We start from the raw sequence: 19993 nt of genomic DNA, 5'->3' as shown, positions 1-19993 counted from the left end.
TGGCGGTCCGGCATGATACGTATCATGCGACGGTGATCAGGGTGGCCGGAGGGCCGTCGACCTGTCAAGGCGAGAGGTGAGGGAGGTCATACTGTGGCGATGTCCCACCCGCCCACCAGCCGCGACGTCGCGCGCCTCGCCGGGGTGTCGCAGGCGACCGTGTCCTACGCGCTCACCGGGCGCGGCACCATCTCGGCGGCCACCCGCGAGCGGGTGCTCCAGGTGGCCGAGTCCGTCGGCTACCGGCCCAACCTCGCCGCGCGGTCCATGCGCACGCGGCGGTCCGGCCGGCTCGCCGTGGTGACCGGAGCGACCCTGGACCACCAGCTCCGGGTGCTCACCGGCGCCGGCGAGGTGGCCGAGGCCGAGGGCTACGTCATGGAGACGCACACGATCGACGGCACGGTGGAGCAGCGCACCACGCGCGTGCACGAGCTCGCCGCGAGCCGCCAGTACGAGGGCGTCCTGGCCCTGGTGCCCGTGCTGCCGGAGGTGCTCTCCGACCCGTCCGCGCCGGCGGACGACGCCACCCCCGTCGTCGCCGAGGCGGCGTTCGACGAGCAGATGCGCAGCCTGGGCGAGCTCGCCGACGCCGGCACGGTCGAGGTCTTCGTCGCAGCCCTCGTCGCCGCGGGGTTCCGGCGCTTCGTGCACGTCGGCGGCCCCGACCACTACGCCTCCGCCCGGGCACGGCGCGACGTCTACCTCGCCTCGGTCGCGCGCGCGGCCGCCGACCCCGCCACGAGCGACGTCGTGTCCCTCGGCGTCCTCGGCGGCTCCTGGTCGGGCGACGACGCGCGCCGCGCGGTCGCCGGGCTCCCCGCCGACGCACCGCCCCTGGCCGTGATCGCCGCGAACGACCATCTCGCCGCCGGCGTGGTCCGCGGCGCCGCCGAGCGCGGCTGGTCGGTACCCGGGGACCTCGTCGTCACCGGCTGGGACGACGTCGAGATGGGGTCGCTGATGATGCCGTCCCTCACCACCGTCGCCGTCGACTTCCCCGAGGCCGGCCGCACCGCGATGCGCCGGCTGGTCGCGACCGTGCGGGGCGAACCCCGCCCGGGGCCCGGCGCGCCGATCCACCGCATCGTGTGGCGCGAGTCCACCGGCGGCGTCGCCGGCCCGGCCGACCCGCCTACCCTGGGCGCGTGACCGAGCCCCGCACCCTCCCGCCGTTCGCCTCCGACAACTACGCGCCCGCGCACCCGGACGTCCTGGCCGCGGTCGCCGCGGCGAACGACGGGTACGCCGTCGCGTACGGGGACGACCCGTGGACGGCCCGGTTCGACGTCCGCATCCGTGAGGTCTTCGGCACCGGGGCGCTCGCGTTCCCGGTGCTCAACGGCACGGGCGCCAACGTCGTGTCGCTCACCGCCCTGTCGCCGCGCTGGGGCGGCGTCGTCGTGTCCGACGTCGCGCACGTGAACACGGACGAGAACGGCGCACCCGAGCGGGTCGGCGGCCTCAAGCTGCTCGCCTGCCCGTCGACGGACGGCCGGATCACGCCCGACGACGTCGCGCGCTGGGCCGGGCAGCGCGACGACGTGCACCGCGCGCACCCCGCCGTCCTGTCGCTGACGCAGTCCACCGAGCTCGGCACGGTGTACCCGCTCGACGACCTGCGCGCGCTCACCCGCGTCGCGCACGACCTGGGGATGGCCGTGCACGTGGACGGCTCCCGGCTCGCGAACGCCGCCGCGTCGCTCGGCTGCTCGCTGCGGGCGCTCACCACCGACGCCGGCGTCGACGTCGTGTCGCTGGGGGCCGCGAAGAACGGCGGCATGCTCGGCGAGGCCGTGCTCGTGCTCGGGCCCGACGACACCCCGGACGCCGCGTCCGCCCGCGCGCGGCAGGCGGCGTCGGCCGCCGTGCCGTTCCTGCGCAAGGCGACGATGCAGCTGGCGTCCAAGACGCGGTTCGTCTCCGCGCAGCTCCTCGCCCTGCTCGGCGAGCCCGGCGACCCGGCCGACGACGAGCCGCTGTGGCACCGCAACGCCGCGCAGTCGAACGCGATGGCGGCCCGGCTGCGCGCCGGGCTCGAGGCCCTCCCCGGCTCGGACGAGGACGGCGTGCGCGTCACCCGCCCCACGGAGGCGAACGCCGTCTTCGCCACGCTTCCCCGCGCCGCCGCCGACCGGCTGCGCGCCGTCGCGCGCTTCTACGACTGGGCCGACGGCGAGACGCCCGGCCGCGTCGAGGTGCGGCTCATGTGTGCCTGGGACACGGCGCCGGGGACGGTCGACGCGTTCGTCGCGGCGGCCGCCGACGCCCTCGCCTGATCACCGCGACAGCTCGAGGGTCGCGGCGTCGTGGTCCTCGAGGTTCCGCAGCCGCCGCGCGGGGCTGAGGCCCACGATGACGGGCCCGAGCAGCAGCACGAACGCGGACCCGAGCAGCACGGCCCGGTTCCCCACGTGCGCGGCGAGCACGCCGGCCGCGAGCGACCCGAGGGGGATCATGCTCCAGGAGACGAACCGCACGGTCGCCATCACCCGTGACAGGAGCTCGGGCGGGCTGGCCACCTGCCGGTAGGTGCGCGTCACGACGCTCCCCGGCACCACGGACGCCCCGAACACCATCGTGCCGACGGCGAAGCAGAGCCACCCGGCGGCACCGGCGCCGAGCGGGATCAGCAGCGCACCGGCGAACCCGAACAGCCCGTCGAACAGCAGCACCCGCGCGGACCCGAAACGCCGCACGAGCCACGGCGTGGCGGCCGCCGCGAGCAGGGAGCCCACGCCGTCGGCGGCGAGCAGCACGCCGACCATCGCGGGCGGGGCGTCGAGGTCGCGCACCAGGTAGAGCGCGAACAGCCCCGCCTGCACGCCGCACACGAGGTTCACGACGCAGGCCCACCACGTCGCCGGCGCGATCACCGGGTGCCGCACCACGAACCGCCAGCCCTCCGCGATCATCTGCCGCATCCCGGGCCGCGTCTCCCCGTCGCCGAGGGCGGGCTCGCGCCGCTCGGGCAGCCGCCGCAGCAGCAGGGCCGACACGACGTACGTCACGGCGTCCACCAGCAGCGCGGGCACGGCGCCGACCGCCTGCACCAGCAGGCCCGCGACCGACGGCCCGCCGAGCTGCGTGGCGGCCTGCGTGCCCGAGACAAGGCTGTTGCGGCTGGTCAGCTCGTGCTTCGGCACCACCGTCGGCAGGAAGGTCGTGTTGGCGGTGAAGAAGAACACCTCGGCCACGTTCACCGCGAGCGCCGCCAGCACCAGGTGGGCCAGCGACAGCTCCCCGAGCCACCACACGAGCGGGACGGCGAGGATCGCGGCGGCACGCACCAGGTCGGCCACCACCTGCGTGGCGCGCAGCGGCAGCCGGTGCACGATCGCGCCGGCGGGCAGGCCGAGCACCACCCAGGCGAGGTACGACGACGCGGCCAGCAGGCCCGTCTCGACCGGGCCGGCGTCGAGCACGGTCACCGCGGCGAGCGGCAGCGCGACGGTCGTGACGGCGGTGCCGACGCCGCTGGTGGTGCTCGCGGCCCAGTAGGTCCAGAACGGCCGTGCACTCGTGGCCATCGGCCACCTCCTCGCTGTGGACGGCCGCCCCGGGAACAGGTGGGGCGTGACCGTCGTTGTAAGTTCCAGATTGGAACTTACCTTATGGCGCGGGATGGACGCGCACCCCGGCCCGGCGAGAGGATGACCCCCATGCGCCGCGAGGACCTTGCCGACAGCTCGTGCGGCATCGCCCAGTCCCTCGGCGTCGTCGGCGACTGGCAGAGCCTGCTGATCGTGCGCGAGGCCGCCGCCGGCGTCACCCGGTTCGAGGGTTTCGACCGCGAGCTGGGGCTGTCGCGCCGAGCCCTCACCGAGCGGCTCGGCGGCCTCGTCGAGCACGGCGTCCTGGAGAAGGTGCCGTACTCCGCGCGCCCGCCGCGCCACGACTACCGGCTCACCGCCCGCGGCGAGGGCCTGCTGCCCGTGCTGCTCGCCCTGCAGGAGTGGGGCACGCGGTTCGTCCTGGGCGACGGCGAGGTCAGCGGAGCGCTGGGCGACGGCGACCTCGCGCGGGCCCGCGCGCTCGAGGGCACGCGGGTGCCCGACGTCGCCCTCACGGCGCACAACGGCTCCACCGTGCGGCTCGTGGACCCCGACCGGTGGACCGCCCTGTTCTTCTTCCCCGGCGCGTACGCTCCCGGCACCCACGGCTACCCGCCGCGCTGGGGCGACGTGCCCGGCACGGCCGGCTGCACGCTCGAGTGCGTCACCTACGGGCGTCGGCACGCCGACCTCGAGGCGGCGGGGGCGCGGGTGCTCGGCGTGAGCACGCAGCACCCCGAGCAGCAGGCCGCGTTCGCCACCCACGCCGCGCTCCCCTACCTGCTCGCGTCGGACCAGGACGGGCTCGCGGCGTCCGCGCTGCGCCTGCCCGTGTTCCGCGCCGGCGGGTCCGACCGGCTCAAGCGCGTCACGCTCCTGGTGGACCCGTCCGGCGTCGTGCGGCACGTGCAGGCGCCGGTCACCGACCCCGCCCAGTCGGTCGACGACGTGCTCGACCTCGTGCGCGAGCTGGCGGCCACCCCGTCGGCGGGGACGGGGACGGCGGCGGCGAGGACCCGGCGTTAGGGTCGGAACGAACCGGAGCCGGCGGAAGGAACCCCCACCATGACCAGCCCCTACATCCCGTCCGACCACCGCTACCCGCACGTCGCCGAGGCGTCGGTGCACGTGACCCAGCCGCCGGAGCGGGTGTGGGCCGAGCTCATGCATCCCGGCGCTCGCTGGATGCTGGGCGCGAACATCGAGACCGACTTCCGGCCGGGCAGCCCGATCACCTTCGAGGGTCACTTCTTCGGCCGCCAGTTCGCCGACAAGGGCGTGGTGATCGCCGTCGACCGCCCCCGCCTGCTGCACTTCACCCACTTCTCGCCGCTGGCGGAGCTCGCGGACGTCGAGGACAACTACCACGAGATTCGCATTACTCTCGAACCGGACGAGACGGGTACGGTCGTGTCCGTGAGGCAGGAGAACATCGACACGGCCCAGCACGCGACGAACTCGCAGGCGCACTGGCAGGACGCGCTCGCGACCCTCGCCCACCGCGACGGTGCGCCTGCCCGGCACGCGTGACCTCCCGCCGGCCGGCGCCGGCCGTCACCCTCGCGCTCCTCACCGCCGTCCTGCTCGCCGCGTGCTCCGGCGCGGGCACCGAGCCGTCGCCCGGACCGGCGTCGTCCGCCGCCCAGGGCTCGCCGTCGCCGAGCCCCTCGACCGTGTCGCCGAGCGCCTCACCGAGCGCCTCACCGAGCTCGACCCCGACCCCCACCCCGGAGCCCACCGGCAGCCAGCACCCCGATGACGTGCTGGCGGGCTGGAGCCTGGAGCAGAAGGTCGGCCAGCTGCTCATGGTCGGGGTGTCCGTGAGCGACCCGGCCGCCGTCAGCGCCGAGTCGGTCCGCGACAAGCACGTGGGCAACGTGTTCCTGCACGGCCGCAGCACGGCGGGCGTGGACGCGACCCGCGAGCTGGTCGACGAGTACACCTCTCTCGTGTCCCGCCGCTCGACGCACGGCACGCCGCTGCTCGTCGCGACCGACCAGGAAGGCGGCCTGGTCCAGGTGCTGCGGGGCCAGGGGTTCTCCGAGATCCCGAAGGCCACCGAGCAGGCCACGTGGAAGCCGGCCACGCTGGAGAAGCGCGCACGGGGCTGGGGCGACGAGCTCGCCGCCGCCGGCGTGAACCTCAACCTGGCGCCCGTGATGGACCTCGTCGACGAGGACGCCGCCGCGGACAACCCGCCCATCGGCTACTTCGGCCGGAACTACGGCTACACGCCGCGGTCCGTGGTGCGCTCCGCGAACGCGTTCGGCGCCGGGCAGCGGGCCGCCGGCGTCGAGCCCGTGATCAAGCACTTCCCGGGGCTCGGCCGCGTCACGCAGAACACCGACACCGACGCCCGGGTGACCGACGACGTCACCACCCGCGACGACGAGTCCGTGCGCGTCTTCGCCCGCGGGATCGAGGCGGGCGCGCGCTACGTGATGATGTCGAGCGCGGTGTACGACCGCATCGACCCCGACGCTCCCGCCGTGTTCTCCCCCGTCGTCGTGGGGGACGTCCTGCGCGGCGACCTGGGGTTCGACGGCGTCGTCATGACGGACGACGTGTCGGCCGCCGCCCAGGTGCAGGACCGGTCCCCCGGCGAGCGTGCCGTGGACGCCGTCGACGCCGGGGTGGACCTGGTGCTCGCGTCCGCGGACCCGTCCGTCGCGCCCGCGATGGCGGACGCCCTGGTCGCGAAGGCCCGCACCGACCCGGCGTTCGCGAAGAAGGTCGACGCCTCCGCGCGCCGGGTGCTGGCCGCCAAGGACGCGTCGGCCGGCTGACGCCCGCCCCCGCATCGAGGCCCGTGGTCCGCCCTCGGCGAACCTCGTTGACCCGGGCAGCGGCGCGGGTCTTGGCTGACCGCATGAGCGCCACTCCTTCGCTGGACCCGGAAGAGCTCCGCCAGGTCGCGTCGTCGTTCGGCGTCGACGCCGCCGCCTACGACCGGGCCCGCCCGCGCTACCCCGACGCGCTGATCGCGGCGGTCGCGGACGCCGCGCGCGACGCCGCCGCGGGCCCGGTGCCGCGCGTGCTCGACGTCGGCGTGGGCACCGGGATCGTGGCGCGGCAGCTGCGCGCGGCCGGCTGCGACGTGCTCGGGGTGGACGTCGACGAGCGCATGGCGGAGGTCGCGCGGCGCGACGGGTTCGAGGTCGAAGTGGCACGGTTCGAGGAGTGGGCGCCGTCCGGCCGGTCGTTCGACGCCGTGACCGCCGGCCAGACCTGGCACTGGGTGGACCCCGTCGCCGGGGCGGCCCGAGCCGCGGACGTCCTGCGCCCCGGCGGCGCGCTCACGGTGTTCTGGAACGCGGGCGACCCGCCGCACGACCTGGCCGTCGCGTTCGCCGAGGTGTACCGGGAGGTGCTCCCGGGCTCCCCGCTGGCGGCCACCGGGACGGCGTCGGCGGAGACCGCCTACCGGCAGATGGTGGAGGCCGCGGCCGACGGTCTGCGCCGCACCGGCCGGTTCTCCGCGCCGAGCGAGCGGCGCGACACCTGGGAGCGGACCTACACGCGCGACGAGTGGCTGGCCCTGGTGCCCACGACCGGCGTCGCCACCCGGCTCCCGGCCGCGCGGCTCGAGCCCCTGCTCGCGGGGCTCGGCGCCGCGATCGACGCCGCCGGCGGCCGCTTCGTGCAGCAGGGGTTCACGCTCTCGGTCGGCGCCGTGCGCGTCTGACCTCGCGCGGCGGGAGCCCGGGCGGCGGGCGAGGATCGAGCATGACCCGCACCGCCGGCGACGTCCTCGCCGCCGCGATCCGCACCCACGCGGAGGCGGTCCTGCGCGGGCACGACGACGTCCGGGCGGCCGCGGCGCGGGCGTCGGGTGCGCCGGAGGCCGCCCCCGACGCGGTGCACGACGCCCGCGTGGCGGTGCGGCGCCTGCGTGCCACGCTGCGCGTCTTCCGGGGCTGCACGGCGCCCGAGCCGGGCACGGTCGAGGCCCTCACCTGGTGGGTGCGCACCCTCGGCGCGGCGCGCGACGCCGAGGTGCGGCGCGCCGGCCTGGCGGCGCTCGCCGCGGACCTCGAGCGCCCGTCGCCGGACGTGCTCGCGGGGCTGGCGACGCTCGACGGCGGGCTAGTCGCGGCCGACGCCGCCGCCCGGGCGGAGGTCGCGACGGCGCTCGCCTCGGCCCGGTGCCGGGACCTCACGGCGCGGCTCGACGTGCTCGCCGCCGCGCCCCCGCTGGCCGACCGGCCCGGGACGCCGGCCGCGACGGCCCTGCGACCCGGCGTCGAGCGCGAGCTGGCCCGGGTCGGGCGCCGCGCGGGTCCGGTGGCCGCGTGGCGTGACCCCGGATCGGGCGACCGGCCGGCGCCCGGCGTCGTGCACCGGCTCCGCAAGGCGGCCCGGCGGGCGCGCTATGCCGCCGAGGTGCTCGCCGGCTCCGGCGACCGCGCCACGGACCGGTGGGCGGACGACGTCGTCGCGCACCATCGCGAGCTGCAGGACCTGCTGGGCACCGTGCACGACGCGGACGTGCTGCGCGCGACCCTGCTCGACCTGTCCGGGCCGCGGACCGCCGCGGCCGTCGCCGCGTGCGTGAAGCTGGGCGACGAGCGCGCGGCGCAGGCTCTCGCCGCCGCGGCCGCGGCCGCCCGCTGAGGGGCCGAGAGACCTTCGAGCACGCGATCCGTACCGCCGGACGGAGGGTTGGCGGTACGGATCGCGTGCTCGAAGGTGACGGTCAGTGGCCGCCGGAGACCAGGAAGACCAGGCCGAAGGCGATGGCGCCGACCACGACGCCCATGCAGGCGATGGCGCCGGCGAGGCGGGCTGCCGACGGGCGCGGGATGGCGACCACGCGCGACGTCGGAGCGTCGTTCGCGTCGCCACCGCGCGGAGCGGACGACGGCGCGGGCTGCGCCGCCACCGGGTCGGCCGACGTCGTGCCGGCCAGCAGCCGCAGCCCGAGCGCGAAGAGCGCGGGGATACCGGCGCCGACGATCAGCCCGGCCACGAGGACCTGGCCGAGGGCGCCCCACTCGATGAAGTTCATGCTCCCACCTTCGGGTTGGACGGGGCGCTGACGGTGCCCACGGCGCCGACGGCCGGCGCGACGGACGAGGCGGTGGTCACGGCGGGCACGGGCCCGACGCGCTCGCCGCCGGCCTCGCCGGTGGTGGCGGCGACGGGCTCGACGGACGCGCCCTTCTCCTCGTCCCACGCCTCGTTGACGTTGGTGTGGTCGACGGGCTTGCGGCGCGACGCGACCCAGATGGCCGCCGAGGTGACGACCAGCAGCAGGAAGACGGCGATCGTGCCGGCGGCGCCGCCGATGGACGACTCGAGCCAGTGGCACAGCGCGCCGACCAGGCCGGCGGCGGGGAGGGTGACCATCCAGGCCACGAACATGCGGCCCGCGACGCTCCACCGGACCTTCGCGCCCGGCATGCCGACGCCGGACCCGAGCACGGAACCGGTGGCGACGTGCGTCGTCGAGAGCGAGAAGCCGAAGTGGCTGGACAGCAGGATGACGGCGGCGGACGACGTCTCGGCGGCCATGCCCTGGCGGGTGTCGATCTCGACGAGCCCCTTGCCGAGCGTGCGGATGACGCGCCAGCCGCCCAGGTAGGTGCCGACCGCCATCGCGACGGCGCAGGACACGATGACCCAGAACGGCACGCCGGAGTCGGCCGGCACGGCGCCGCCCGCGATGAGCGCGAGCAGGATGATGCCCATCGACTTCTGCGCGTCGTTGGTGCCGTGCGCCAGGGAGACGAGCGACGCGGAGCCGATCTGGCCCCAGCGGAAGCCGCGGTTCGTCACGTCCTGCGGCACGCCGCGCGTCAGGCGGGCCACGAGCCAGGTGCCCACGCCGGCCACCGCGATGGCGACCACGGGGGCGATGAGGGCGGGCACGAGCACCTTGGCGATCACGCCCTCCCACAGCACGCCCGACGTGCCGACGGCGGCGAGCACGGCGCCCACCATGCCGCCCACGAGGGCGTGCGAGGAGCTGGAGGGGATGCCGAACAGCCAGGTGATGAGGTTCCACACGATGCCGCCGACCAGGCCGGCGAGCACGACGGGCAGGGTGATCACCCCGGCGTCGACGATGCCCTTGGCGATCGTGGCGGCCACGGCGAGGGAGAGGAAGGCGCCGACGAGGTTGAGGACGGCGGACAGCGCGACGGCGGTCCGGGGCTTGAGGGCTCGGGTGGCGATGGAGGTGGCCATCGCGTTGCCCGTGTCGTGGAACCCGTTCGTGAAGTCGAAGGCGAGTGCGGTCACGACGACGAGCGCGAGCAGAAGCGTCTCGGTCACGGCACCCATCGTGGGGGGTGAACCCGAGCGTTTTCGACCGCCGGTGGGCCGTTCGGTGAACTGTTCCGGGACTGTTCACCTGTTGTTCATCTGGCAGCGGCGTGTCGTGCTCGCGCGTGGCGGACGGCGTCCGCGAGAGCTACCGCGGGGGTGGCGCGGAGCCTCCGTAGTGCGCCGCCAGACGGCGCAGCCCCTCGTCGACGCTCACCCCGGGAACCCAGCGCAGGTCGCGGTGCGTGGCGCGCTGGTCGAACCAGTGCGCGGTGGACAGCTGCTCGGCCAGGAAGCGCGTCATGGGCGGCTCGTCGGCACCGGGGCGCACCCGCCAGACGGCCTCGACGAGGCCGCCGGCCGACCGCGCCAGGCCCGCGGGCACGCGCCACGCGGGGGGCCGCACGCCCGCGGCACGGCAGATGCCGGACAGCAGGTCGGCCACGGTGCGTGGCTCGCCGTTCGTCAGCACGTACGCCCGGCCGCCGACGACGTCGGGCGTGTCGGCGAGGCGGTCGAGGGCCGCGAGCATCCCGTCGGCGGCGTTGTCCACGTAGAGCGTGTCGATGAGCGCCGCGCCGCGCCCCAGCAGCGGCAGGCGGCCGCGGGCCGCGCGGTCGACGACGCGCTCCACGAGCTGGGTGTCCCCCGGACCCCAGACGATGTGCGGCCGGACGGCGACCACGCGCAACCCTCCGCGACCGGGTCCGGCGCCGGCGGCGTCCCGACCCAGGGCGAGCACCTCCGCGCCGGCCTTGGTGCGCGCGTACTCGCCGCGCGCCCCCTCCGGGTCGGCCGGGGTGGCCGGCGCCCCGACCAGGGAGGTCCCCAGGTGCGCGACCGACGGCGAGGACACCTGCACGAACCGGCGCACGCCCGCGCGCTCGGCGGCGTCCAGCAGGGACCGCGTGCCGCCGACGTTCACCTCGTGGAACTCCGCCGGCGAGCCCGCCAGCGACACCTTGGCCGCCAGGTGCACGACCGCGTCGGCCCCGTCGACGGCCCGCGCGACGACGTCCGCGTCGGTGACGGAGCCGAGCACGTCGGCCGCGCCGTCGACGCCGGACGGTCGCCGCTGGAGCGTGCGCACGGCGTCGCCCCTGGCCACCAGGGCGCGGGCCACCGCGCCGCCCAGCAGCCCGGACGCGCCGGTCACCAGGACGGTCCCACGGGGCGCGGGGGCGGTCACGGGTGACCCACCCGCCCGCCGGTGAGCACCCGGTCGGCCCAGGACGCGAGCCGGGTGCGGTCGATCTTGGAGTTGTGCCGCACGTCGGTGGGCATGCGCGGCACGACCAGCACCGCCGCGAGCGGCACCGGCGACGCGGCGCGGACGGCGGCCGCGAGCTCGTCGGGCGCCAGGCCGGGACGGCGCGCCCGCCCTGTACCGTCGTCGACCGTCTCGACCACGGCCACCGCCTGGTGCACCCCCGCGGGCCCGACGCCGACGACGGCGGCGCGCCGGACCTCGGGCACCCGCTCCACGTGCTGCTCGGTGCCCACCGGCGCCAGGGGGCCGTCGGCCGTGCGCAGCACGTGCGCGAGGCGCCCCTCGATCCACAGGCGGCCCCGGTCGTCCAGGTGCCCGACGTCGCCCGTGCGGTGCCACCGGCCCGGCGGGGTGTCGCGCTCGGCCTCGACGTCGGTGAGCCACAGGCGGTCGTAGCGCTCCTTGAGGTGCCCGGCACGCACCAGGACCTCGCCCAGCACGCCCGGGGCCCCGGACGGCGCGCCCGTCGCCGCGCCGTCGTCGTCGAGCGCGCTGACCAGCACCTCGCCGCCGCCGACGGGCCGGCCCACGCAGACGCCGGCGTCGGGCGCCCCGGCGGCCTCCCGGATCCCGTCGAGCGCGATGTCGGTGACGAGGAGGCACTCCGTCATCCCGTACGGCGTGTGCGGGGTCGCGGACGGCATGAGCTCGGCCGCCGAGCCCAGCAGCTCGGCCGAGATCGGGGCGCCCGTCGAGAGGAACGTCTGCACCCGCGCGAGGGCCTCCCGGTCCCCGGCGTCCAGGACGTCGGCGGTCGCGACGACGTTGAGGATCGCCGCCGGGGACAGGAAGACGATGCGCGCGTCCGAGGCCCGCACCGCGTCGGCGACGGCCCGCGCGGTGAGCGTGGCCGGCGACGACACGTCCATCACGGGCGTGACGGACCGCGTGCCGAGGGCGGGCCCCAGCAACGCGAACGGGGCGAAGCCGGTGACCAGGCCCGTCTCCGGGCGGACGTCGAAGTGCGCGGCGAGCGCGTCCCGCAGCGCGGACAGCTCGGCGTGCCGGTAGACGACGCCCTTCGCCGGCCCGGTCGAGCCCGACGTGAACAGCACGGCGGCCTCGTCCTGGGGTCCGGGCTCCGGCGGCAGCGGGCGTCCCTCGCCGGCCCGGGCGACGTCGACCAGCTCGTGCGTCACCCCGAGCGCGCGGCGCACGGAGGGCGCCAGCGGCTCGGCCGAGATCCGCACCCCGGGCCAGCCCAGCGCCCGTGCCGCGGCCAGGCCCTTGCGCTGCGCGACGACGAACCGCGGCCACGCGCCCCGCTGCGCGCGCGTCAGGCCCCGCACGCCCAGCCCGGCGTCGGCCACCACGACGACCGCGCCGATCCGCAGGCACGCGTACACCAGCGCCGTCAGCGTCGGCCCCGGCTCCACCAGCAGCGACACCCGGTCGCCGTGCCGCACCCCGATGCCGTGCAGCCCGGCCGCGATGCGCCGCACCTGCCGGTCCAGCGCCCGCCAGCTCGCGGTGAACGGCCGCCCGTCCGCCGTCGTGGAGGTCGTCATGTCCAGCACCGCCGGCGCGTCGTCGTCGGCCCGCGCGTCCAGCGCCGTCCACAGCGGCACGAACGGTGTCGCGGAGTCGTCCGGCGAAGCGGACGGCGAGGTGATGCTCGAGGCGGAGGGGTCGGGAACCTCGGGCACGGATGTACGAATTCCCGAAGTGGAGGGCCCCCTGGGGCCCGTGAACGCATCCGTGCCCGGGGTTGCCGACCCCTCCGCCGACAGCACCTCAGGCAGGAACCGGAAGAGAGCAGGAGTCCAGTCCACGTCCTCGGCGATCAGGTGCCCGGCGTCGGCGAACCGGTGCACGTGCGCGTGCGGCAGCCGCCGGACGAGGTCGTCGAGGTACCGGTCGGAGAAGATCGGGTCGTGCGGCCCCCACAGCAGGACGGCGGGCACGGTGAGCCGGGCGACGCCGGCGGCGATGCGGTCCAGCTCGGGCGCGCTGGGGTGGGCGCCGTCCACAGGGATGTCGGCGACGAAGCCCTCGATGCCGTCACGCTCGTCGGCGGCGAGGTAGGGCAGACGGTACGCGGCGGCGACGTCGGCGGCCAGCCGGGGGCGGGCCAGCGACAGCGTCGTCTCCAGGAAGGCACGGGTGGTGCGCGTGCCGAGGCGGTGCACGGGCCCGGCGAGGGCGAGGCGCAGGGGCGCCGGGACGGGCGCGTCGTCGGGCTGGTGCACGGCCGTGTTGAGCAGCGCGACGCCGGCGAGCAGGTCGGGGTGGTCGACCGCCCAGCCGAGCGAGACGACGCCGCCCCAGTCGTGGCCGAGCGTCACGACCGGCCCCGTCAGGCCGAGCGCGTCGGTGAACGCGCCGAGGTCGGCGACCCGGCGCGCGAGCGGCCGGTGCTCCCCGGTGCGCTGCGACAGGCCCATCTCGAGCTGGTCGACGGCGACGACGCGCCAAGCGGGCGCGCCGGCGCCGGCGGCGTCCAGCGCGTCGGCGACCAGCCGCCGCCACAGGTACGACCAGGTGGGGTTGCCGTGCACGGCGAGCACGGTGCCGACGGGCTCGTGACCGCGCGCCGCGAGCTCGGGCCCGTTGTCGAGGTAGTGCCACGACGCGCCGCGCGCGTCGGTGAGCACGTGGCTGTGGCGCGCGTCGAGGCCGGGCAGGCCCGGCGGCACGGTGTCGGCGGGGCGGGGGGTCGTGGAGGGCACGGTGCGGGTCGCCACCGTCACCACGCGAGCTCCAGCATCGCCGTGTTGATGCCGGAGCCGACGCCCATGAGCAGCACGCGGTCCCCGGCGCTCAGCGAGTCCTGCTGCTCCACCAGCGTGATGGGCACGGACGCCGGGCCGACGTTCCCGAGGCGCTCGTACGTGGTGGGCACCTTGGCGCGGTCGAGACCGACGGCCTCGACGATGGCGTCGGTGTGCACGCGCGAGACCTGGTGGGTGACGTAGCGGTCCATCGTCGCCCAGTCCCAGTCCGCGACGGCGTCCTTCCAGGCGTCGACGACGAGCTCGAGGCCGCCGTCGAGCAGCGCCTTCGCGTCCGTGAACATGCCCTCGGTGCTGCCCACGCACAGGTCGTGGAACCTCGTGGCGGCGCGCGTGACGCCGCCGAGGACGCGGTGGCCCTCGGGGTGCTCGTCCGTGCGGCCCAGGACGGCCGCGGCGGAGCCCGAGCCGAGGGTGAGGGACGCGAACTCCTGCATGAAGTCGTCGCGGCTGCGGTCCTCGCGCAGCAGCCGCTCGATGGTGCGGTCGTGGATGATGTCGGCGTCCTCGCCGTCGACGACGACGGCGTACCGGACCTGCCCCGACTCGATCATCCCGGCGGCGAGGCTCATGCCGTTGATGAAGCCGAGGCAGGCGTTGGCGACGTCGAAGTTCACGGCCGACGACGGCAGGCCGAGCCCGTGGTGCAGCCGCACCGCGACGGACGGCTCGAGGTGCCGGCGCGTCACGGAGGTGTTGATCAGCAGGCCGACGTCGGCGGCCTCGACACCGGCGACGGCGAGCGCCTCGCGCCCGGCGGCGACGGTCGCGTCGTCCACGTCCTCGTCGGCGGCCCAGGCGCGCCGTTCCCGCACGCCGGCGACGCGCTCGAGCAGCGAGGTGGGGAGCCGCAGGCGCCGCAGCGCGGGGGCGAGCCGCTGCTGCACGGCGGCCGAGGTCCGCACCCCGGCCGGGATCCTGCTGGTCACGGCCAGCAGGGAGACACCTGCGAACCTGGTGGTGGCGTTTCCTGACACACGAGCTCCAGACGACCGGTCGTGCGTGCCGCACGGAGCCGGCTCAGCGACGAGTTGGCGGGGCCGCACGACCCCGGCCCCGCGACGTTACGACGTCCGAGGCCCGCCCGCCGTTCCAACCCCGCGATGTGGGATCGGCCACGCAGGGTTCACCCGGGACGCACACCGGACGCCCGGACGTCCCTCACGCCGCGCCGAGGACGTCGAGCGTCCACGCGTGCTCGAACGCGATCTCCTCCCAGCGCGCGTAGCGCCCGGAGACGCCGCCGTGCCCGGCGGACATCTCGATCTTCAGCAGCGCCGGGGCGCCGGCGGCCCGCAGCCGCGCGACCCACTTGGCGGGCTCGACGTACAGCACGCGCGTGTCGTGCAGGGACGTCGTGGCCAGGACCCGCGGGTAGGCCGACGCGTCGTCGGGCACGTTCTCGTACGGCGCGTACCCCTTCATGCGGGCGTACACCTCCGGGTCGTGCAGGGGGTCGCCCCACTCGTCCCACTCGACGACGGTGAGCGGCAGCGTCGGGTCGAGCATCGAGGTGAGCGCGTCGACGAACGGCACGCCGGCGAGCACGCCCGCGAACAGGTCGGGCGAGAGGTTGAGCGCCGCGCCCACGGTGAGCCCGCCCGCGCTGGCGCCGTCGGCCACCATCCGCTCCGGCGACGTCCACCCCGTCTCCACGAGGTGCCGCCCGCACGCGACGAGGTCGCTGAAGGTGTGCTCCTTGGCCGCGAGCTTGCCCTCGTCGTACCAGTGCCGGCCCAGCTCGCCGCCGCCGCGCACGTGCGCGACGGCGAAGACGACGCCACGGTCGAGCAGGCTGAGGCGCGGGACGGAGAAGTACGGGTCGATGCTCGTCTCGTACGCGCCGTACGAGTACAGCAGCAGCGGCGCGGGCTCGGCGCGCGTCCCGGACCCGTCGAGCGTCACCGCGTCGCGCCGCCACACCAGGCTGATCGGCACGCGCGTGCCGTCCTCGGCCGTCGCCCACTCGCGGTGCTGGGCGTAGTCGGCCGGGTCGTAGCCGCCGAGCACGGGCTGCCGCTTGCGCACGTGCCGCTCACCGGTGGCGAGGTCGACGTCCACCACGGTGGCGGGCGTGACGAACGACGTGTGCTGCACCCGCAGCAGCGGCTGCTCCCACGCGGGGTTCGCGTCGAGGGCCACGGAGAACAGCGGCTCGTCGACGTCGATCTCCCGCGCCGTCCACGGCTGGTCCGCGGTGGTGCGCGCGGTGTCGGCAAGGTCCACGACGGCGACGCGCGGCAGCGCCTCGCGCCGCAGGCTCAGCACCACGTGGTGGGCGAAGGCGTCCACGCCCTCGAGCCGCACGTCCGGGTCGTGGGGCACGACGACGCGCGCCTGCGCCGGGTCCAGCGGGGTCGCCGTCGCGCCGTCGCCCGTCGCGGGGACGTCCGTCACGACCAGCTCGAAGTTCTCCGCGCCGTCGTTGTGCAGCACGAGGAGCGCGTCGCGCCCCTCGCCGTCCCCCATCACGGCGTGCTCCACCGTGTACTCGACGTCGTCCCGACGCTCCCACACGACGCGGAACCCGCCCGTCGGGTCGTCGGCCTCCAGGACGCGCGCCTCGCTGGTCGTCTTGGACCCGGCCTCGATCACCAGGTAACGGCGCGAGCGCGTGAGCCCGACGCCGATCCAGAACCGCTCGTCGGGCTCCTCCAGCACCAGCACGTCGTCGGACGACGGCGTGCCGACCTCGTGCCGCCAGATCCGGTACGGCCGCCACGCGTCGTCGACCGTGGGGTAGAAGACGTACCGGCCGTCGGGCGTGAGGACGGCGCCCGGGAACGTGTCCTCCACGACGTCGGGCAGGTCCGTGCCCGTGGTCAGGTCGCGCACGCGCAGCGTGAACCGCTCGTCGCCCTGGGTGTCGACGGCGTAGGCCAGCCGCGCGCCGTCCTCGGACACGTCGAACGAGCCGAGGGAGAAGAAGTCGTGGCCCGCGGCCGCGGCGTTCTGGTCGAGCAGCACCTGCTCGCCCGCCGGCACCGTGCCCGCCTCGATGCGCGGGGGCGCCCACTCCCCCGCGGCGGGCACGCGCGCGTGGATCGGGTACTGCCGGCCCTCCTCGGTGCGCGTGTAGTACCAGGCCCCGCCCATCCGCACGGGCACCGACAGGTCGGACTCGAGCGTGCGCGCCTTGATCTCGTCGAAGACCGCCTGCCGCAGCGGCGCCAGGTGCGCCAGCTGCGCCTGCGTCCACTCGTTCTCCGCCTCCAGGTGCGCCAGTACCTCGGGCGAGGACTTGTCGCGCAGCCACTCGTAGTCGTCGACGACCTCGTCGCCGTGGTGACGGCGGACCGTGGGGCGGCGCTCCGCGACGGGAGCGCGGTCGGGGACGGCTCCAGGGGAGGCGTCGTCGGAGGCTTCGAGGTCTGTGGGAGCGGTCAGGTCGTCAGGCACCCGGCCAGCCTAGGTCCGCGGCGGCGAGGCACGGATTCCGCCCGCGTGATGCCGGACTGTGACCTGGATCTGTCATTTGGGTCACATTTTCGTGGCTACACTCGCGGCACGCTCGCGAAACGCCGGGGATACATGGGGCCTTTAGTGTCCCTGCATCGACGGGGTGAGCGGGCGGAACCCCGGGCTCGCCCCCGGGGGAACGACATCGACACACGGAGGACCCGGCCGATGACGACGGACCGACCGACCAGGGCGATCGCACTGCGCCGCACGGTGGCAGCACTCGCGATCGCCCTCGCACCCGCTGTGCTCGCCTCGCCACCAGCGCAGGCGACGCCGGGGGCAGACGTGGCGCACACCAGCAGCGCCGTCACCAGCACCAGCACAGGAAGTACCACCGGCACGAGGGTCGCGACCACGGTCGCGACCGACTGCAGACCCGACGACTCGACCGCCTGCGTCGCCGTCGTCGTCATGAACGACGCGGGCGACCGGATCGCCGACGCCGAGGTGACCATCACCGGGCCCGGCGGCTTCGACGAGACCGTCACCACCACGGCCGACGCTCCCGTGTCGGTGGCGGTGCCCGAGGTCGGCCGCTACATCCTCACCCTCGACCCCGCGTCCCTGCCTGCGGGCGAGCAGCTGCCGGAAGGCGCGTCGACCGAGCTCCAGGTCACCGCCCAGACCGGCGGCACCGGACGGGCCGCCTTCCGGGTCGGCGGCGAGGCGGTGGCCTCCGAGAGCCCCAGCGCCGAGGCCACCACGGCGGCACCGGGCGGCGACGACGGCACCGACGCGGGCACCGACACCACCACCGAGGGTGACGGCGTCGCGACGGCGCCGGAGGGCGACGCCTCCGAGCGGGCGTTCTCCTGGGGCCAGGTGTGGCAGCAGTTCGGCTCCGGCATCCGCTTCGGCCTGCTGCTCGCGCTCGCGTCCATCGGGCTCAACCTCGTCTTCGGCACCACCGGGATGTCGAACTTCGCCCACGGCGAGCAGTTCGCCCTCGGCGCCGCGCTCGGCTTCATCGCCATCAACCAGATGGGGATGTCGATCTGGGTCGGTGGCCTGCTGACCATCGCCGTCTGCGCCCTCACCGGCGTCGCGCAGGATGCGGCCATCTGGCGCCCGCTACGCCGCAGAGGCACTCCCGTGATGCAGCTGATGATCGTCTCGATCGGGTTGTCGATCACGCTGCAGTACGTGATCCAGCTGCTCATCGGCGGCGGGTCGGAGCGCATCCTGTCGGCCAACCCGCGGCCCCTGACGCTGCTCGGGATCACCCTCAGCACGACGTCGTGGATCTCGATGGCGGTCGCGCTGGTGTGCCTGATCGGCTTCGCGCTCTTCCTCACCCGCACCCGGCTGGGCCGGGCCACCCGCGCCGTGTCCGACAACCCGGCCCTGGCCTCGGCCACCGGCATCGACCCCGACAAGGTGGTCCGCGTCGTGTGGATCCTCGCCACCGCGTTCGCCGCGCTGGCCGGGCTCATGTGGGGTATCTCGTTCGGGTCGTTCAACTGGCAGCTCGGCGTACAGCTGCTGCTGCTCATGTTCGCGGCCGTGACCCTCGGCGGGCTCGGCACCGCCTTCGGCGCCCTCGTCGGGTCGATCCTCATCGGCCTGGTCGTCGAGCTGTCCAACCTCGTGATCCAGAGCGACCTGCGGTACGCGTCGGCGCTCGTGATCCTCATCCTCGTGCTCCTGATCAGGCCGCAGGGCATCCTGGGCCGCCGCGAGCGGATCGGCTGAAGGGAGACCGACCATGGACGAGTTCCTCAGAATCCTCACCCAGTCGCTCGCCGAGCTCATCGCCCCGACGACGGCGGCCTACGCCGTCGCGGCGATCGGCCTCAACCTGCACTTCGGGTACACGGGCCTGCTCAACATGGGCCAGGCGGGCTTCATGCTGCTCGGCGCGTACGGCTTCGGCATCGCGACGATCGCCGGTGCCCCGTTCTTCGTCGCGCTGCTCGTCGCCCTGGTCGCGGGGCTGTTGTTCGCTCTGGTCCTCGGCATCCCGACGCTGCAGCTGCGCGGCGACTACCTGGCGATCGTCACCATCTCCGCCGCGGAGATCATCCGGTGGATCGGGCGGTCCACCTGGCTGCAGGAGTGGACCGGCGGGGCCTCCGGGCTCCAGGGCCGCAACTACAAGGGCACCTTCCAGGACCTGTCGCCCCTGCCCGACGGTCGCACGGTGATCGGGCCGCTCGAGTACATCAACACCGGCTCCGACTCCTGGTGGACGCGCCTCTTCGCGTGGGGCGTCGTCGCCCTGGCCCTGCTGTTCGTCTGGCTCATCACCCGCAGCCCGTGGGGCCGCGTCCTCAAGGGCATCCGCGAGGACGAGGACGCCGTGCGGGCGCTCGGCAAGAACGTGTACTCGTACAAGCTGCAGTCCCTGGTGCTGGGCGGCATGCTCGGCGCGCTCGGCGGCGTCCTCTACGTGCTGCCGATCACCATCGCCCCGGACGCGATGGGGCGCACCATGACGTTCTTCGTGTGGACCGTGCTGCTGCTCGGCGGGGCCGCGACCGTCTTCGGCCCGGTGCTCGGCGCGATGATCTTCTTCGGCGCCTACATGTTCATGCGCACCGGGATGCGCGCCCTGTCCGAGAACACCGGGGTGGGAGAGATCATCAGCACCACCAACGTGGAGCAGATCGGCGGCATGCTGGTGGGTATCACCCTCATGCTCCTCGTGATCTTCAGGCCGCAGGGCATCCTCGGTAACAAGAAGGAGCTGGCCTTCAATGTCCGCTGAC

General features: G+C 75.2%; 16 protein-coding genes. 9 read left to right on the top strand and 7 right to left on the bottom strand.

Annotated features, from left to right (window positions below; genetic code table 11):
• Nucleotides 1-99: 99 nt before the first annotated feature.
• Nucleotides 100-1152 (top strand): LacI family DNA-binding transcriptional regulator, encoded by a 1053-nt coding sequence (locus ACFQ8E_RS12790; protein WP_430550938.1) that lies wholly within the window; start codon nucleotides 100-102, stop codon nucleotides 1150-1152.
• Nucleotides 1149-2279 carry a threonine aldolase family protein gene (locus tag ACFQ8E_RS12785; RefSeq protein WP_430550937.1) on the top strand — a complete coding sequence of 377 codons (1131 nt, stop codon included), beginning with the start codon at nucleotides 1149-1151 and terminating at the stop codon, nucleotides 2277-2279. The genes ACFQ8E_RS12790 and ACFQ8E_RS12785 overlap by 4 nt, the downstream gene beginning before the upstream one ends.
• Here the strand turns inward: ACFQ8E_RS12785 and ACFQ8E_RS12780 are convergent, their stop codons facing one another.
• Entirely contained in the window at nucleotides 2280-3530 is a 1251-nt protein-coding gene (locus ACFQ8E_RS12780; protein WP_430550936.1) for an MFS transporter, read from the bottom strand.
• Between the two features lie 132 nt (nucleotides 3531-3662).
• Here ACFQ8E_RS12780 and ACFQ8E_RS12775 point away from each other — a divergent pair, with 132 nt between their 5' ends.
• From ACFQ8E_RS12775 to ACFQ8E_RS12755, 5 genes are all read left to right on the top strand, one after another.
• Nucleotides 3663-4580, top strand: a complete 918-nt coding sequence (locus ACFQ8E_RS12775) for a winged helix-turn-helix transcriptional regulator (RefSeq protein WP_430550935.1) — start codon at nucleotides 3663-3665, stop codon at nucleotides 4578-4580.
• Between the two features lie 39 nt (nucleotides 4581-4619).
• On the top strand, nucleotides 4620-5084 hold the full coding sequence (locus ACFQ8E_RS12770; RefSeq protein WP_430550934.1) for an SRPBCC family protein: 465 nt from the start codon (nucleotides 4620-4622) through the stop codon (nucleotides 5082-5084).
• The gene (locus ACFQ8E_RS12765) at nucleotides 5081-6340 is read left to right on the top strand and encodes a glycoside hydrolase family 3 N-terminal domain-containing protein (protein WP_430550933.1); all 1260 of its coding nucleotides are present in this window, start codon (nucleotides 5081-5083) and stop codon (nucleotides 6338-6340) included. The genes ACFQ8E_RS12770 and ACFQ8E_RS12765 overlap by 4 nt, the downstream gene beginning before the upstream one ends.
• 83 nt (nucleotides 6341-6423) lie before the next feature.
• Nucleotides 6424-7239, top strand: coding sequence for a class I SAM-dependent methyltransferase (locus tag ACFQ8E_RS12760; RefSeq protein WP_430550932.1), 816 nt, complete (start codon nucleotides 6424-6426; stop codon nucleotides 7237-7239).
• 41 nt (nucleotides 7240-7280) lie between these two features.
• Entirely contained in the window at nucleotides 7281-8168 is an 888-nt protein-coding gene (locus ACFQ8E_RS12755; RefSeq protein WP_430550931.1) for a CHAD domain-containing protein, read from the top strand.
• Between the two features lie 82 nt (nucleotides 8169-8250).
• On the opposite strand, the gene ACFQ8E_RS12750 is transcribed toward ACFQ8E_RS12755, so the two are convergent.
• From ACFQ8E_RS12750 to ACFQ8E_RS12725, 6 genes are all read right to left on the bottom strand, one after another.
• The gene (locus tag ACFQ8E_RS12750; RefSeq protein WP_430550930.1) at nucleotides 8251-8562 is read right to left on the bottom strand and encodes a hypothetical protein; all 312 of its coding nucleotides are present in this window, start codon (nucleotides 8560-8562) and stop codon (nucleotides 8251-8253) included.
• Nucleotides 8559-9830, bottom strand: a complete 1272-nt coding sequence (locus ACFQ8E_RS12745; RefSeq protein ID WP_430550929.1) for an anion permease — start codon at nucleotides 9828-9830, stop codon at nucleotides 8559-8561. The genes ACFQ8E_RS12750 and ACFQ8E_RS12745 overlap by 4 nt, the downstream gene beginning before the upstream one ends.
• A 139-nt stretch (nucleotides 9831-9969) precedes the next feature.
• Entirely contained in the window at nucleotides 9970-11010 is a 1041-nt protein-coding gene (locus ACFQ8E_RS12740) for an NAD-dependent epimerase/dehydratase family protein (protein WP_430550928.1), read from the bottom strand.
• Nucleotides 11007-13775, bottom strand: a complete 2769-nt coding sequence (locus ACFQ8E_RS12735) for an alpha/beta fold hydrolase (RefSeq protein ID WP_430550927.1) — start codon at nucleotides 13773-13775, stop codon at nucleotides 11007-11009. The genes ACFQ8E_RS12740 and ACFQ8E_RS12735 overlap by 4 nt, the downstream gene beginning before the upstream one ends.
• Before the next feature lie 2 nt (nucleotides 13776-13777).
• On the bottom strand, nucleotides 13778-14800 hold the full coding sequence (locus ACFQ8E_RS12730; protein ID WP_430550926.1) for a 3-oxoacyl-ACP synthase III: 1023 nt from the start codon (nucleotides 14798-14800) through the stop codon (nucleotides 13778-13780).
• A 184-nt stretch (nucleotides 14801-14984) separates the two neighbouring features.
• On the bottom strand, nucleotides 14985-17210 hold the full coding sequence (locus ACFQ8E_RS12725) for a S9 family peptidase (protein WP_430551038.1): 2226 nt from the start codon (nucleotides 17208-17210) through the stop codon (nucleotides 14985-14987).
• 240 nt (nucleotides 17211-17450) lie between these two features.
• Here ACFQ8E_RS12725 and ACFQ8E_RS12720 point away from each other — a divergent pair, with 240 nt between their 5' ends.
• Entirely contained in the window at nucleotides 17451-18977 is a 1527-nt protein-coding gene (locus ACFQ8E_RS12720; protein ID WP_430550925.1) for a branched-chain amino acid ABC transporter permease, read from the top strand.
• A 13-nt stretch (nucleotides 18978-18990) separates the two neighbouring features.
• Complete coding sequence (locus ACFQ8E_RS12715) at nucleotides 18991-19992, top strand: branched-chain amino acid ABC transporter permease (RefSeq protein WP_430550924.1); 1002 nt, start codon at nucleotides 18991-18993, stop codon at nucleotides 19990-19992.
• The last annotated feature ends 1 nt before the right edge of the window (nucleotide 19993 follow it).

Origin of the sequence: Isoptericola sp. NPDC056573 (genome assembly GCF_042793335.1) — a bacterium.
Classification (GTDB): Bacteria; Actinomycetota; Actinomycetes; order Actinomycetales; family Cellulomonadaceae; genus Isoptericola.
The sequence above is the reverse complement of the archived record's forward strand: the minus strand, read 5'-3'. Positions and strand labels throughout refer to the sequence as shown.